A 15,279-nucleotide genomic window follows, 5' to 3' on the forward strand; every position below is an offset into this window, starting at 1 on the left:
CGGCGGAGGTTGTCGGGGGGTGTGGCCATAATCACCGGACCTGCTCACCGACGGTTCGGAGGACGTCATGGCAACACTGCTCGCGATCGGCACAGCCAAGGGATTGTTTCTCGCCACCAGCACCGACGGCCGGCGCAGTTGGGAGATCACCGGTCCGCATTTTCCGATGACCGGTGTCTACGCGGTGGCGGTCGACACCCGTCGTTCCACCCCGCGGCTGCTCGCCGGCATGACCAGCTCACACTTCGGCCCCAGCGTCGCCACCAGCGACGACCTCGGCGCTTCCTGGGACGAGCCCGACGAGGCGCCGGTCGCGTTTCCGGCCGACACCGGCGTCTCCCTCGGCCGTGTCTGGCAGTTGATGCCGGCCGGCCCGGACGAGCCGGACGTCATCTGGGCCGGCACCGAGCCCTCGGCGTTGTTCAAGTCCACCGACGGTGGCCGCAGCTTCGAGCTGGTCCGTTCCCTCTGGGACCATCCGCACCGCCCGCAGTGGGAGGCCGGTTTCGGTGGTCAGGCAGTGCACACGGTGCTGCCCCACCCGCGTGACCCGGCTCGGCTGCTGGTCGCCATGTCCACCGGCGGGGTCTACCGCTCGGAGGACGCCGGGGCGAGTTGGGCGCCGGGCAACACCGGCATCCGCGCCTACTTCATGCCGGACGAGTGGCCGGAGTTCGGCCAGTGCGTGCACAAGGTCGCCCGGGACGCCGGCAATCCCGAGCGGCTGTACGCGCAGAACCACCACGGCGTCTACCGCTCCGATGACGACGGCCGCACCTGGTCCTCGATCGCCGATGGGCTGCCCAGCGACTTCGGCTTCCCGATGGTGGCCCACCCGGGGCGCGGGGGCGTGGTGTGGACCTTCCCGTTGGTGGCCGACGGCGAGAGGTTCCCGACCGACCACCGCTGCCGGGTGTTCCGTTCAGTCGACGCCGGCGGCAAGTGGGAGTCGCTGTCGGTGGGGCTGCCCGAGGGCCCGTTCTATCCGGCGGTGCTGCGGGACGCGATGTGCGCCGACGACGCCACCCCGGGCGGCGTCTACTTCGGCACCCGCTCCGGCTCGGTCTTCGCCAGCCGCGACGAGGGCGACTCCTGGTCGACGGTCGCGGCGCACCTGCCCGACGTGCTCTGCGTTCGCGCAGCGGAGGTCTGAGCGTGGTCACCGTGCTGCTGCCCGGCCCGCTGCGCGGCGAGGCCGGGGGTGCGAGTCGGCTGAACGTCACCGCGGCCGGGACGCTGCGGGCGGTCCTCGACGAGATGGCCGTCGCGCACCCCCGGCTGGGCCGGCGCATCCGCGACGAGCGTGGCGAGCTGCGCCGCTACGTCAACGTCTTCGTCGACGGGGAAGACTGCCGGCACTCCGGCGGCCTGGACACCCCGGTCAAGGACGGCGCGGAGGTGCAGGTGCTGCCCTCGGTGGCGGGCGGCTGACCGGGTCGACACCGAGGGCAGTCTCGGACCCGATGTCCGGCTACGGGGGTGACCGGCGCCACTGCGGGGCGTCCCGCCGTTGGAATAGTTGCGTCGTCAAATAAGTTGTGTGCTGCGTCCGGGTACCACGACGGCACCCGGTTGACACGCGAGGAGCTGGTCATGCAGTTCGGAATCTTCACCGTCGGTGACGTCACGGTCGATCCGACCACCGGTCGGGAGCCGACCGAGCATGAGCGGATCAAGGCGATGGTCGCGATCGCGTTGAAGGCCGAGGAGGTCGGTCTGGACGTCTTCGCCACCGGCGAGCACCACAACCCGCCGTTCGTGCCGTCGTCGCCGACCACCATGCTCGGCTACATCGCGGCGCGTACCGAGCGGCTGCTGCTGTCCACCGCCACCACGCTGATCACCACCAACGACCCGGTGAAGATCGCCGAGGACTACGCGATGCTCCAGCACCTCTCCGACGGCCGGGTGGACCTCATGATGGGCCGCGGCAACACCGGCCCGGTCTACCCGTGGTTCGGCAAGGACATCCGCGCCGGCATCCCCCTGGCCATCGAGAACTACGACCTGCTGCACCGGCTGTGGCGCGAGGACGTGGTCGACTGGAAGGGCAAGTACCGCACCCCGTTGCAGTCGTTCACCTCGACGCCGCGCCCGCTCGACGGCGTGCCCCCGTTCGTCTGGCACGGCTCGATCCGCAGCCCGGAGATCGCCGAGCAGGCCGCGTACTACGGTGACGGCTTCTTCGCCAACCACATCTTCTGGCCCAAGGAGCACACCCAGCGGATGATCGCGCTCTACCGCCAGCGGTACGCGCACTACGGCCACGGCTCCCCCGACCAGGCCATCGTCGGCCTCGGTGGGCAGGTGTTCATGCGCCGCAACTCGCAGGACGCGGTCCGGGAGTTCCGGCCCTACTTCGACAACGCCCCGGTCTACGGGCACGGGCCGTCGCTGGAGGAGTTCACCCGGGAGACCCCGCTGACAGTGGGCAGCCCGCAGCAGGTCATCGACCGCACGCTCGGCTTCCGGGAGTACGTCGGTGACTACCAGCGGCAGCTGTTCCTGATGGACCACGCCGGGTTGCCGCTGAAGACCGTGCTGGAGCAGCTCGACCTGCTCGGCGAGGAGGTCGTGCCGGTGCTACGCAAGGAGTTCGCCGCGCTGCGCCCGGCGCACGTGCCGGCGGCGCCGACGCACGCCTCGCTGGTCGCCGCCGCGGGCGGTGCCAAGGACAGCACTGTGCACGCCGTCGACGACGTGACCGGCAAGGCGCCGGAGGGGGCGACCCGATGACCCGCCGCACCCTGGCAGTCGTCTCGGCGGGGCTGAGTCAGCCCTCGTCGACCCGGCTGCTCGCCGACCAGCTCGCCGCGGCCACCCGCGGCGAGTTGGTCCGGCGGGGCTCCGAAGTGGAGCTGCGCGTCGTCGACCTGCGCGAGTACGCCCACGACGTGGTGAACAACATGCTCACCGGGTTCGCGCCGGCAGCGCTGCGCGAGGTCATCGACACGGTGACCGGGGCGGACGGGCTCATCGCCGTCACCCCGATCTTCAGCGCCTCGTACAACGGGCTGTTCAAGTCCTTCTTCGACGTGTTGGATTCCGAGTCGCTGGTCGACCGCCCGGTGCTGATCGGCGCGACCGGCGGCACCGCCCGGCACTCGTTGGCACTGGAGCACGCCGTCCGCCCGATGTTCGCCTACCTTCGGTCGGTGGTCGTCCCGACCGCCGTCTTCGCCGCCCCGGAGGACTGGTCCGACGGCACCGCCGATGGCGCGTTGCGGGCTCGGATCCGACGTGCCGCCGGGGAGTTGGCCGACCAGATCGAGCGCCGGCCACCGGCCACCGGGCCGGCCGACCCGTTCGCCCTCACCACCGACTTCCTGCAGATGCTCGGCCGAGGTGACGACGCGCCGGTCAGCTGACCGGGTGGGTGACCAGCGCCGGTCAGCTGACCGGGTGGGCGACCAGCACCGGGCAGTGCGCGTGCTGGATCGCCGCCTGACTGACCGACCCGAGCAGCAGACCGGCGAACCCGGCCCGGCCCCGGGTGCCCACGACCAGCAGCGACGCCGTGCCGCTGGCCTCGATGAGCCCCTGGGCCGCGCCGGTCGCCCGGACCGGATGCTCGCGGACCACAAGGTCGGGGTGGTCGGCGCGCACCACGGCGGAGGCGTCGGCCAGGAGTCGCACCACCTCGGCCTGGTACGCGGCCTGCGACTCCTCGATGTCCTCCGGCACCGCCCGGTTCCCGTCCGAAGGACCGACGTGCACCAGCACCAGCGGCACGTCCCGCAGCGCCGCCTCGTCGGCGCCCAGACCCACGGCGAGTCGGGACGACTCGGACCCGTCCACGCCCACCAGCACCGGACCGTCCACCGGGATCGGTTGCTCGTCCGGGCGGACCACCAGCACCGGGCAGTGCGCGTGCGCGGCCACCTGCGTGCCGACCGAGCCGAGTAGCAGCCCGGTGAACCCGCCCAGGCCACGGCTGCCCACCACGACCAGATCCGCCCGGCGGGACTCCTCGATCATGGTGGCCCCCGGGCCCCCGAGGACCTGACGCACCTCGACGGCGAGGCCGGGCCACCGGCCGGTCAGCTCGGCCGCCGTGCGCTCCAACATCTGCTGCGCCTCCTCCGACGGCGCCGGCACCCCGAGGTCGTACGGGTTGAATGGCACGCCGTAGCCGGACGGATGCAGATAGCCGTGCACCAGAAGCAGCGGTCGGGAGCGGAGCACGGCGGCCCGCGCCGCGTGTTCGGCGGCGACGAGGCTGGACGGCGATCCGTCCACGCCCACCACGACAGGTCGGTTCATCGGCGCTCCCTGGGTCGGTCAGGTCATTGTCGGCGGTTCGCAGCCGTCACGGCGCCGAACGCGCCGGCCAGGCGTTGTGACGTGACAGCGAACGCGGTCCGCGCCGGCCGTTGGGGGAACGGCCGGCGCGGAGGGGGAGGAGGTGTCAGTCCTTCCGATCCTCGCGGCGGTGCCGCACGACCACCACCGGGCTGTGCGAGTGATGTAGCACCGTGTGACTCACCGAGCCGAGCAGCATGCCGGCCAGCGCGCCACGGCCGCGTGCACCGACCACGGTGAGCTGCGCCGCGGCCGACTCCTCCACGAGCATCCGCGCTGGGGCGCCGTACGCCACGCGGCGCCGTACCGGCACGTCGGGGTAACGCTCGGACCAGCCCGCGATCGCCTCGGCGAGCACCCGCTCCTCCTCGGCGGCGAGCGCTTCCACGTCGTAGGCCACCGGCAGGAGGTCGCTCGGCGCGACCGGGATGATCCAGGCGTGCACGGCCACCAGTTCGGTGTCCCGCAGCGAAGCTTCCTCGAAGGCGAACCCCAGAGCCTGGGCGGACAGGGCCGAGCCGTCGACTCCGACCAGGACCGGCCCGTCGGCGCGGGCCTCACCCTTGACGACGAGCACCGGGCAGTCGGCGTGGGCGGAGACCTGCACCGCTACCGAGCCGATCAGCAGCCCGCCGAAGCCGCCCAGGCCCCGGCTGCCGAGCACCAGCAGGGCCGCGTCCCGCGCCTCGGCCAGCAGCACCGGCGCGGCCGCGCCCTCGACGACCGCGCCGGTGACGGCGACCTCCGGTGCGACCTTGCCGGCCTCGGTCACCGCCTCGGCGACCAACTGCTCCGCCTGGTGCCGGAACCCGGCGTTGACGGGAGCGCCCGGCGCCGGTGTCAACGACACGCCGTAGAGCGACCAGATGAACGCGTGCACCACCCGCAGCGGGCGGCCGCGCGTCGCGGCCTCCCGGGCGGCGAGCCGCACCGCCTCCAGCGCCGATGTCGAGCCGTCCACAGCCACCACCACGGGGGCACCGGATCTGTTGGTCATCACGTCCTCCTTAGTTCCGTCTTCATCCTCCTGCGGTGCGGGCCGGACGGTCAGGGGCGGAAGGTAAGTAACCGGGGGCCATTGGTCCCGTCGACCCGGTCGCTCGGCGGTGTCGGACGGCGACGGGTCAGCCGCAGCACCAACCCGGGCAGGGCGCTGACCACCGCGCAGGCCAGCAGCACGGTCGGTGCCAGGGGGTCGGTGCCGAGCAGGTCCCGCAGCGGGGCGAACAGCACCCCGCCGACCTGCAGCAGTGCCGACACTGCGACCGCGACGAGGAGGCCGGGGTTGCCGCGCCGCGCGCCCGCTGGCCGGGGTGCCCGGACGGCCAGTGCCACGCCGAGCTGGGCCAGCCCGAGCACCACGAAGACCACCGACTGCCAGGGCAGTTCCCGGGCGGCGGCGACCACACCGGCGCCGAGCACCACGGCGGCGATCAGCGCGCCGGTGACCAGGACGTCCCGACCGAGCCCGGCGCCGAGCACCGACTCCTGGGGCGAGCGGGGCGTCCGGCGCAGGGTGCCGGGTTCGGCTGGCTCGGCACCGAGGGCCACCCCGGGCACGCCGTGGGTCAGCAGGTTGATCCAGAGGATCTGTGCGGGCAACAGTGGTACGGCCAGCCCGAACAGCGGGCCGATGAGCATCACCAGGATCTCCGCCACCCCGCCGGAGAGGGCGTAGCGCAGGAACCGGCGGATGTTGTCGTAGATGCGGCGGCCCTCACCGATGGCGGCGGCCACTGTGGACAGGTCGTCGTCGACGAGGACCAGGTCGGCGGCCTGCCGGGCGACCTCGGTGCCGCCACCCATCGCCACCCCGATGTCGGCGCGGCGCAGCGCCGGCGCGTCGTTGACTCCGTCGCCGGTCATCGCGACCACGTGACCGCGGGCCTGCAGGCCCGCGATGATGTCGAGCTTCTGTTCCGGTTGGGTCCGGGCGAAGACCCGGGTGTCCGGGTGCGCCGTCGAGCCGTCGTCGCCGCGGGCAAGAGGATCACCGTCGTGCCACAGACCGAGCTGGGAGCCGATCGCGGCGGCGGTGGCCGGGTGATCGCCGGTGATCAGCAGCAGCCGTACCCCGGCGGCGTCGAGGCTCTCGGCGATCTCGGGCGCGCCGGCGCGCAGCGGGTCACCGACGGCGACCAGCCCGAGCGGGCGCAGGCCGGTGGGCGCGGCAGGGTCCGGCGACGTGTCCGCCAGGGCGGCGGCGACGGCGAGCACCCGCAGGCCCTCCCCGGCGAGCCGGTGGGCGGTGCGGGTCAGCGCGGCGATCTCGTCGTCGGTGGCGTCGAGCAGGGGCGTGGTGAGGACGCTCTCCGGGGCGCCCTTGCAGACCACGAGATAGCGCTGGTCGCAGGAGCGGTGCACGGTGACCATCCGCCGTTGGGCCTGGTCGAACGGGTGCTCGGCGACCCGTGGCCAGGCGGCGCGGGTGTCGTGCGGGTCGAGGCCGCACCGGGCCGCGAAGGCCACGAGCGCCGCTTCGAGAGGATCGCCCACGGCGCCCCAGTCGCGTCGTTCGTCATCCGGGGGTGACAGGGCGGCGTCGTTGCAGAGCAGCCCGGCCCGCGCCAGCCGGCGGAGTTCCTCAGGTACGGGCACCGGCGCGCCATCCTGGTGCACGGCGCCGTGCGGGGCGTACCCGCTGCCGGTGACCTCGTACCGCGCCCCGTCGGTGGTGGCGACCTGCTGCACCGCCATGCGCCCCTCCGTGAGGGTGCCGGTCTTGTCGGAGGCGATCACGGTCACCGAGCCGAGCGTCTCCACCGCGTGCAGCCGACGCGGGATGGCGCGCGCGGTGGCCATCCGGCGCGCGCCCAGCGCCAGCGCCAGGGTCACCACCGCCGGCAGCGACTCGGGTACCGCCGCGACGACCAGGCTCACCGCCGTGATTGCCATGTCGACCACCGGCCGACCGCTGATCAACCCGATCGCGAAGACTAGCCCTGACAGCGCGACCGCGACCAATCCGAGCGTGCGGCCCAGGGCGGAGAGGCGGCGCTGCAGGGGAGTGGCGGCGGGCCGGGTGCCCGCCACCAGGGTGCTGATCCGACCCAACGCGCTCGCCGGACCCGTCCGGATCACCGTGCCGTCCGCGCGTCCGGTGGTGACCACCGTCCCGGCCAGCGCCTCCTGACCGACGGTCCGCCCCACCGGTACCGACTCACCACTCAACGCGGATTCATCCAGTTGCAGCCGGTTCGCCTCGACCAGCAGCAGGTCGGCCGGCACGATGTCACCGGCCTCGATCCGGACGAGGTCGCCCTGGACCAGGTCGGCGGCGGGGACGGCCAGGTCCCGGCCGTCACGGACCACCCGGGCGGTGGGTGCGGCGAGCTGGCCCAGCGCCGCGATGGCGCGGTCCGCGCGGATCTCCTGCACCACCCCGATGATCGTGTTCACCAGCACGACCAGGACGATCACCGCGGTGTCCGGGTAGTCGCCGAGCACCGTGGTCACCACCGCGGCGGCGAGCAGCAGGGCCACCAGTGGGTCGGTGAGCTGGTGCAGCACCCGTACGGCCGCATGCCGGCGCGGTGGCGGCGCCACCGCGTTGGGTCCGTTCGCCCGTAACCGGGCGGCGGCCTCTGCCGCATCGAGGCCGACCGCTACGGGCACATCGATCGTGCCCTCCAGCGTCCGGCCCGGACCGCCGGTCTTCGCCACCACTGACCTCCCCGTCCCGCGCGGCGCGACACCGGCACGCCGTCCGTCTCACCATCCCGCTGCGTGATCACGCCGGGCAGAGGCGTTGCGCCCGAGAGGCTCGGGACCAAAGCCCCGCTCTGGACGCCCCAGACACCGGGTTGTACGTAAATACGTTTGTGCGTAGTATCGACGTATGACCACCATCGAGTCGCGGCTCGCCGCGCTGGAGACCCAGGTCGCCGCGTTGAGCGAGCGCCTGACGGCGGCGCCACCAGCGCCCCCCGCATCCGAGGGCACGTTCTGGGCACTCGACGGCCTCAAACAGCGGCTGCCGCCCGACGGCACCGGCGCGGTCCTCTACACCGGCACCGTCCGCGTCGCCGGCCAGCACTACGACTGGCAGTACGGCCGCACGGTCGACGACGTGCTCGCCGCCGACTGGACGGAACTGGCCAGCACGCTCTCCGCGTTGGCCCACCCGGTGCGGCTGCGGCTGCTCCGCGAGATCCTCGACGGCCGGCAGAGCACCAGCGAGCTGGCCGAGATCGAGGAGCTGGGCACGACCGGCCAACTGCATCACCACCTGCGCCAGATCACTGCCGCCGGTTGGCTGCGCAGCACCGGCCGAGGCCGGTACGCGGTCCCCGCCGAACGCGTGGTGCCCCTGCTGGCCATCCTCACCGCCGCCGGCCGCTGACCCACGCCCGCAGCACCGACCGCCCCCACGACAAACAGCAGGGAGAAGCACCATGCGCCGGACGACCGTGATCACCATCGTCGTCGCGCTGATCGCCGGCCTCGCCGGAATCGCGCTCATGCCCCGGGTGGCCCGCCTCGGCGCGCAGACCACCGGCGATGCCGACCTGGCCGGCGCCGCACGCGCGGCCGTACGCGACCCGTCGGGGCACCGCGGCCTCGCCGTCGCACTGGTCGAGAACGGCCGGATCCGCACCGCCGGCCTGGGTGACCGGGACCGGACCGGCCAGCCCGTCGAGCCCGGCACCTCGTTCGAGATCGGCTCGGTCACCAAGGCGCTCACCGGCATGCTCCTCGCCGACCAGGCCGCCGCCGGCGTCGTCCGCCCCGACGACCCTCTCGGCGCCACCTGGCCCACGGTCACCGGCCCCGCCCGCGACGTGACGCTCGCCGAATTGGCCAGCCACCGCGCCGGCCTGCCCCGGCTCGCCCCCGACGGCATCCTGGGCTGGGCACGCATCCTCTGGTCCAACGTGTCCGGCGGCAACCCGTACGGCGGGCAGGACATCGACGCCATCCGCAGCGCCGCCGACCGGGTCACCCCCGACGACGACGAGCGCGGCGAGGTCCACTACTCCAACCTCGGGCCGTCCGTGCTCGGCCACGCGATCGCGGCGAAAGCCGGCGTCGCGTACGCCGATCTGCTGCGGGCGCGGCTGCTCCAACCGCTCGGCATGAACGCCACAGTGATCGCCACCCACGCCGACGACCTGCCGTCCGGCCGCGCCCATGGCGGCCGGGCCTCCGGCCGGCCCCTCGACACCTGGTCGGGAGTCGGGTACGCCCCGGCCGGCGTCGGCCCCTGGTCCACCGCCGAGGACCTGGGCCGGCTGGCCGCCGCGACCCTCGCCGGCACCGCGCCCGGCGCCGACGCCACCAACGCCCGCTTCCGTGAGGACCAGAACACCCGCATCGGGTACGGCTGGTTCACCAGCCGGCACGGCGACCACGAGGTGGTCTGGCACAACGGCGCGACCGGCGGGTTCGGGTCCTACATCGGCCTCGAACGGGCCACCGGCAGGGCGGTGGTGGTGCTCGGCAACACCGACAAGGGCGTCGAGTCGATCGGGCTGCGACTGCTCGGCGTACCGGAGAGGGAGGCGGCGGAGGCGGCACCGGCGGCTCCCGTCTGGATCGGCGCCGGTCTCGCAGTGGCGTTCACCTTCCTCGGCGGCCTGTCCCTGCTCGGCACCGCCCGCCGCCGCGAACTGGACCGGGTGACCCTGGTGGCGGCGGTGGTGTGGGCGTTCGCCTACCTCGGGTTGGCGCACCGGATGGGCGACTGGTCGGTGGTGCCGGTCTGGCTCTGGCCGCTCGGGGCCGGTCTGTCCGCGGCGGGAGCGACCCTGGCCGTGACCCGGTGGTCGGCCCTGCCGGTGGTCGACGCGCGGGTGCCGTGGCGTCGCCTGCTGTCGGTGGCCAGCTCCCTGCTTGCCGCCGTGCTGGCGGTCGCCGCCGTGAGCGACTGAGCGAGCCGCGCGGGCCCGCCGTTGCGTACCCTCGGCCGATGACTGCTGATCTGCGGCTGCGCCCGGTCCTGGAGGACGACCTCGTCGAGTTCTTCCTGCACCAGCAGGACCCGGAGGCCAACCGGATGGCCGCGTTCGGCCCCAAGGACCCGTCCGACCGTCGGGAGTTCGCCGCACACTGGGCCCGGGTGCTCACCAACCCGGCGAACCTGGTCCGCACCGTCGAGGTCGACGGCGAGGTGGTCGGCTACGTGAGCGCCTTCCCGGTCGAGGGGCAGACCGAGGTCAGCTACTGGATCAACCCGGAACGCTGGGGTCGGGGCCACGCCACGGCAGCCCTGGCCGCCCTGCTGCGCGAGCTGCCCCGACCGGTGCACGCCCGCGCCGCCAAGGACAACGCCGCCTCCCTCGCGGTGCTGCGCAAGTGCGGGTTCGTGGTGGTCGGTGAAGACTCGGGGTACGCCAACGGCCGCGGCGAAGACGTCGAGGAGTGGCTGCTCGAGCTGCCCGCCGACGGCCCTGACCTGGGCGGGCACTAGTCTCGCGGCGTGAACTGGTTGGATCTCGTCGGCTGGGCCGGCTCCGCGGTGCTGGTCTGGTCGCTGCTGCAGTCGCGCGTCCTGCGGTTGCGGGCGCTCAACCTCGTCGGCTGTTTCGTGCTGATCGGCTACAACGCCGCGATCGAGGTCTGGCCGATGGTAGGCCTCAACATCGTGCTCGCGGTGATCAACATCTGGTACCTGCGCGGGATGCTCGCCACCCGGCACGACGAAAAGACCTACCAGGTGGTCGAGGTCGGTGTCGACGACCAGTTCCTCGCGCACACGCTGCGGGTGCACGCCGCCGACATCGCCCGGTTCAACCCCGGCTTCCACTGGGACCCGGACGCGTCGGGGCGCTCGGCGTTCCTCGTGGTCACGGCCGACGAGGTGGTCGGCGTGGTGCTGTCGCACGCCGAGGCGCCCGGCGTCGCCCAGATCGACCTGGACTACGTGACCCCGAAGTTCCGTGACTTCACCCCGGGCGAGTTCGTCTACCGGCGCAGCCACCTGTTCACCGAACGGGGCTTCCACCGGGTGGTCAGCCCGCCCCGCATGGTGGCCCCCTACTACCACCGGCTCGGCTTCCGGCCGGAGGGCGACTCGTACGTCCTCGACCTGCCGGGGTCACCGACGCCCCAGTCGGCGTAACTCACCGTCGCTCCAGCCGACGTAGCGTCGCCGACGCCCCAGCCGGCGTAGCGTCACCGACGTCCGATTCGGCGTAGCCTCGCCCGGGCAGGATTCGGCCGGCGCCGGACGGGGCAAAGACACGCCTACGCCGGGCGGGCTCGCCGACCGGCGGGTGCCGCGCGTAGCGGCCGGTGCCACCACCACGAGGGAGCGAACCGGGCGTGCAGAGCTACGGGAGCCAACTGGCCCTGGTCGGAGTCCTGGTCGTGATCAACGCGCTCTTCGCGGGCAGCGAGATGGCGTTGGTGTCGCTGCGAGACAGCCAGATCCAGCGGCTGGAGCGCACCAGCCGGGCCGGGCGGGTGCTGGCCCGGCTCGCCAAGGACCCGAACCGCTTCCTGGCCACCATCCAGATCGGCATCACCCTCGCCGGGTTCCTGGCCTCCGCCGCCGCGGCGGTCTCGCTGGCCAAACCCCTGGTGCCGCTGCTCGGGGTGTTCGGCAACGCCGCCGAGACGGTGGCGATCGTGGCGGTCACCCTCGCGCTGACCTTCGTCACCCTGGTCTTCGGCGAGCTGGCGCCCAAGCGGATCGCCATGCAGTCCGCCGAGCGGTGGGCGCTGCTGGTGGCCCGCCCACTCGATGTGCTCGCCAGCCTCACCCGGCCGGCCGTCTGGGCGCTCGGCGCCACCAGCGACGTGGTGGTCCGCCTGGTCGGGCTCAACCCCAAACACGAGCCGGAGGAGATCGGCCCGGACGAGCTGCGCGACATCGTCGCCGGCAACCACGGCTTCACCAAGGAGCAGCGCACCATCATCGCGGGTGCCGTGGAGATCGCCGACCGGCGGTTGCGGGCTGTGCTCGTACCCCGGTTGCAGGTCTTCACGCTCGACAGCGGAACCACCGCGGAGGCCGCGCGGCTCGTGCTGGCCGCCACCGGGCACTCCCGGGCTCCGGTCGTGCGCCACGGCGGCCTGGACGACACGGCCGGAGTGATCCACCTGCGTGACCTGGTGGGTGTGCCCGACGACCGCCCGGTCGACGAGATCGCCAGACCGCCGATGCTGCTGCCCGACTCGCTACCGGTGGTGGAGGCGCTGCGCCAGTTCAAGGCCGAGCGTCAGCACATCGCGCTCGTCGTGGACGAGCGCGGCGCCGTCGACGGCATCGTGACGCTGGAGGACATCCTGGAGGAGATCGTCGGCGAGATCTACGACGAGACCGACCGGGATGTGCGCTCGGTGCGGCGCGACCCCGACGGTGCGCTGCTGCTGCCCGGCACCTTCCCGGTGCACGACCTGCCCGACATCGGCGTGGAGCTGCCGTCGCGCCCGGACGGCGACTACACCACCGTCGCCGGGCTGGTGCTGGCCCGGCTCGGGCACATCCCCACCGTCGCCGGCGAGGACGTCACGCTGGACGGTTGGGTGCTGGTGGTGGCCGGCATCGACCACCGGGCGATCACCGAGGTACGGCTCAGCCGCGTACCCGATGAGGCCGACGTCGACGTCGATACCGACCAGCCCACGGAGCCGATGCTGGACGAGGCCCGCAGTTGACCCGTCCGGCGAATGCCGTCGCTCAGGCGGGCGAGAGGTTCTGCAGCCGGACCTGACCACGGGCGACCAGCCGCTCGTCGGCGTCGGTGATCTCCACCTGCCAGAGCTGCTGGCTGCGGCCCCGGTGCACCGGGGTGCCGACCGCCCTCAGCTCGCCGTCCCGGACGGCCCGCAGGAAGTCGGTCTGGTTCGACACGCCGACCACCGTGCCCCGGTCGGCCAGCCAGAGGGCGCCGCCCACGCTGGCCGCGGACTCCACGACCGAGCAGTACACCCCGCCGTGCTGGATGCCGAACGGCTGGTGCAGCTCCGGGCGGACCTGCCAGCTGATGACGACTCGGTCGGCGCTCGCCTCCTCGAACTTGAGGCCGAGCAGGGCGACCAAACCGCCCGTCAGATCCGGAATCTCCATGGCAAAGCCCTCCTCGATCAACGGGGCGCAAGCCTAGCCGGGGCGGGTTGCGCCAAACCCGGTACGGGTCGGTGCCGGCGATGGGGGAGAATCGGTGACCGTGACCGACAGCAGCCTCCCGCCCCCCGGGCGGGCCTCCCTGACCGATGACCTGCTCTGGCGTGGCCTGATCCAGGACTCGACCGGCCTCGACGAGCTGCGCGAGCTGCTCGACGGTGGGAGTGCCGCGACCTATTACGTGGGCTTCGACCCCACCGCGCCGAGCCTGCACGTCGGCAACCTCATGCAGGTCCTCATGGCCCGCCGGCTGCAACTCGCCGGCCATCGCCCGTTGCTGCTGGTCGGCGGTGCCACCGGGCAGATCGGCGACCCGAAGGAGAGCGCCGAGCGGTCGCTCAACCCGCCCGAGGTGATCGCCGGCTGGGTGGAGCGGATCCGCGAGCAGCTCGCGCCCTTCGTGTCGTACACGGGGGACAACGCGGCGCAGTTGGTCAACAACCTGGACTGGACCGGCCAGATGTCGATCGTCGAGTTTCTCCGTGACGTGGGCAAGCACTTCCCGGTGAACAAGATGCTCGCGCGGGAGGTGGTGCGCGCCCGCCTGGAGACCGGCATCAGCTTCACCGAGTTCAGCTACCAGCTGTTGCAGGCCAACGACTTCTTCGAGCTGCACCGCCGGCACGGCTGCCAGCTCCAGTTCGGCGGCTCCGACCAGTGGGGCAACATCACCGCCGGCGTCGACTACGTCCGCCGACGGGGCGCCGGGCCGGTACAGGCGTTCACCACGCCGCTCGTCACCAAGTCCGACGGCACGAAGTTCGGCAAGAGCGAGGGCGGTGCCGTCTGGCTCGACCCCACGATGACCAGCCCATACGCGTTCTACCAGTTCTGGCTCAACGTCGAGGACCAGGAGGTCGACCGCTACCTGCGGTACTTCAGCTTCCGGACCCGCGACGAGCTGGAGGAGCTGGCAAAGGCGACAGCCGAACGACCGGCGGCCCGGTTGGCGCAGCGGGCGCTCGCCGAGGAGCTGACCACCCTGGTGCACGGTGCCGACGAGACCCGACAGGCGATCGCCGCCAGCCAGGCGCTCTTCGGCCGCGGATCGTTGGACGAGCTGGCGCCGGAGACCCTGCGCGCGGCCCTGACCGAGGCAGGTCTCGTACGCCTCACCGGCGAATTGCCGGATGTGGCGGGTCTGCTGCGGGACTCCGGTCTGGTGAGTGGCCTCAAGGAGGCTCGGCGGGTGATCGCCGAAGGCGGCGCCTACGTGAACAACAACCGGGTGACCGAGGTGGACGCGAGGGTGTCGCCGGCCGACGTGCTGCATGGGCAATACCTGGTGCTGCGCCGGGGAAAGCGTTCGTTCGCGGGCGTTGAGCTGGGCGAATAGCCACCTGTCGACGATGTGACGGGGGACGCGTCCGGCGGATTTGACGATCATCCCGCCGGACGCGTAACTTTCTCTCTGCCAGCGCGGAACGGACGAAACAGGCGAAAGCTTGAAGCGGCCGGAGCGCCGGCCAACGGCCAGGGGGTCGGGTGGGCACGCCCACTGGAGCCCCAACCGGGAGGTGCCGCCAGAAACGCCGCGAGGCGGATTTGGCGCCGCGAAACCGACCGGGTATGGTTACGAACCGGCAGGGCACCGGGCGGGTCGCGAGAAATCGCGACGGCCGGCCTGCCGAATCCATGACGAGAGCGGCGCAAGCCGGTTGCGACATGGTGCCCGCGTTATCGGGTTGAAGCACGACGAACCGCGAAATATCGGTTTGACAGGGCGGAAACGAGCGGGTAACGTAGTAAAAGTGCCTGGCGCTGATAGCGCTGGTCGCGGTACGGGAAAGCCCCGGTTGGGGTTCCGCTGTAGTGGGGCTTCTGGTCGGTGTGTGGTTGTTCTTTGAGAACTCAACAGGGTGCTTGTAAAGCCAGTGCCAATTATGATTTATACCCCGGACTGGTCA

At 72.3% G+C, this 15,279-nt stretch carries 14 protein-coding genes; 10 read left to right on the plus strand and 4 right to left on the minus strand.

The genetic code is table 11. The features are described 5' to 3' along the window. Positions 1–67 precede the first annotated feature (67 nt). The 4 genes from ACFYP0_RS33015 to ACFYP0_RS33030 all read left to right on the plus strand — a co-directional run bounded on the left by ACFYP0_RS33015 (position 68) and on the right by ACFYP0_RS33030 (position 3,368). Complete coding sequence (locus ACFYP0_RS33015; protein WP_386998503.1) at positions 68–1,153, plus strand: WD40/YVTN/BNR-like repeat-containing protein; 1,086 nt, start codon at positions 68–70, stop codon at positions 1,151–1,153. A gap of 2 nt (positions 1,154–1,155) precedes the next feature. Beyond that, entirely contained in the window at positions 1,156–1,431 is a 276-nt protein-coding gene (locus tag ACFYP0_RS33020) for a ubiquitin-like small modifier protein 1 (protein WP_386998504.1), read from the plus strand. Positions 1,432–1,593: 162 nt separating this feature from the next. Continuing rightward, positions 1,594–2,736 carry an LLM class flavin-dependent oxidoreductase gene (locus ACFYP0_RS33025; RefSeq protein WP_386998505.1) on the plus strand — a complete coding sequence of 381 codons (1,143 nt, stop codon included), beginning with the start codon at positions 1,594–1,596 and terminating at the stop codon, positions 2,734–2,736. Beyond that, a complete protein-coding gene (locus ACFYP0_RS33030) occupies positions 2,733–3,368 on the plus strand; it encodes an FMN reductase (RefSeq protein WP_386998506.1) in 636 nt (211 codons plus the stop codon). The genes ACFYP0_RS33025 and ACFYP0_RS33030 overlap by 4 nt, the downstream gene beginning before the upstream one ends. Positions 3,369–3,390: 22 nt before the next feature. On the opposite strand, the gene ACFYP0_RS33035 is transcribed toward ACFYP0_RS33030, so the two are convergent. From ACFYP0_RS33035 to ACFYP0_RS33045, 3 genes are all read right to left on the minus strand, one after another. Next, positions 3,391–4,263 carry a universal stress protein gene (locus ACFYP0_RS33035; RefSeq protein ID WP_356978608.1) on the minus strand — a complete coding sequence of 291 codons (873 nt, stop codon included), beginning with the start codon at positions 4,261–4,263 and terminating at the stop codon, positions 3,391–3,393. A 145-nt stretch (positions 4,264–4,408) separates the two neighbouring features. Beyond that, entirely contained in the window at positions 4,409–5,299 is an 891-nt protein-coding gene (locus ACFYP0_RS33040; RefSeq protein WP_386998507.1) for a universal stress protein, read from the minus strand. 50 nt (positions 5,300–5,349) lie between these two features. Continuing rightward, positions 5,350–7,965: a cation-translocating P-type ATPase gene (locus ACFYP0_RS33045; protein ID WP_386998508.1), complete on the minus strand. Its 2,616-nt coding sequence runs from the start codon at positions 7,963–7,965 to the stop codon at positions 5,350–5,352. Positions 7,966–8,140: 175 nt separating this feature from the next. Between ACFYP0_RS33045 and ACFYP0_RS33050 the strand changes: the two genes are divergently transcribed. The 5 genes from ACFYP0_RS33050 to ACFYP0_RS33070 all read left to right on the plus strand — a co-directional run bounded on the left by ACFYP0_RS33050 (position 8,141) and on the right by ACFYP0_RS33070 (position 12,903). Further along, positions 8,141–8,644 (plus strand): ArsR/SmtB family transcription factor, encoded by a 504-nt coding sequence (locus ACFYP0_RS33050; RefSeq protein WP_356978602.1) that lies wholly within the window; start codon positions 8,141–8,143, stop codon positions 8,642–8,644. Positions 8,645–8,696: 52 nt separating this feature from the next. Further along, the gene (locus ACFYP0_RS33055; RefSeq protein WP_356978600.1) at positions 8,697–10,172 is read left to right on the plus strand and encodes a serine hydrolase domain-containing protein; all 1,476 of its coding nucleotides are present in this window, start codon (positions 8,697–8,699) and stop codon (positions 10,170–10,172) included. Between the two features lie 38 nt (positions 10,173–10,210). Continuing rightward, positions 10,211–10,711, plus strand: a complete 501-nt coding sequence (locus tag ACFYP0_RS33060) for a GNAT family N-acetyltransferase (protein ID WP_355500016.1) — start codon at positions 10,211–10,213, stop codon at positions 10,709–10,711. Positions 10,712–10,720: 9 nt separating this feature from the next. Continuing rightward, a complete protein-coding gene (locus tag ACFYP0_RS33065; protein ID WP_124856574.1) occupies positions 10,721–11,362 on the plus strand; it encodes a hypothetical protein in 642 nt (213 codons plus the stop codon). Between the two features lie 203 nt (positions 11,363–11,565). Next, a complete protein-coding gene (locus ACFYP0_RS33070) occupies positions 11,566–12,903 on the plus strand; it encodes a hemolysin family protein (protein ID WP_386998509.1) in 1,338 nt (445 codons plus the stop codon). A 22-nt stretch (positions 12,904–12,925) separates the two neighbouring features. Here the strand turns inward: ACFYP0_RS33070 and ACFYP0_RS33075 are convergent, their stop codons facing one another. Next, positions 12,926–13,315 (minus strand): PaaI family thioesterase, encoded by a 390-nt coding sequence (locus tag ACFYP0_RS33075; protein WP_355500010.1) that lies wholly within the window; start codon positions 13,313–13,315, stop codon positions 12,926–12,928. Between the two features lie 100 nt (positions 13,316–13,415). Here ACFYP0_RS33075 and tyrS point away from each other — a divergent pair, with 100 nt between their 5' ends. Continuing rightward, positions 13,416–14,708, plus strand: a complete 1,293-nt coding sequence (gene tyrS, locus ACFYP0_RS33080) for a tyrosine--tRNA ligase (RefSeq protein WP_386998510.1) — start codon at positions 13,416–13,418, stop codon at positions 14,706–14,708. Positions 14,709–15,279 lie beyond the last annotated feature (571 nt).

This window comes from Micromonospora arida (assembly GCF_042873195.1).
Lineage (GTDB): Bacteria > Actinomycetota > Actinomycetes > Mycobacteriales > Micromonosporaceae > Micromonospora > Micromonospora arida.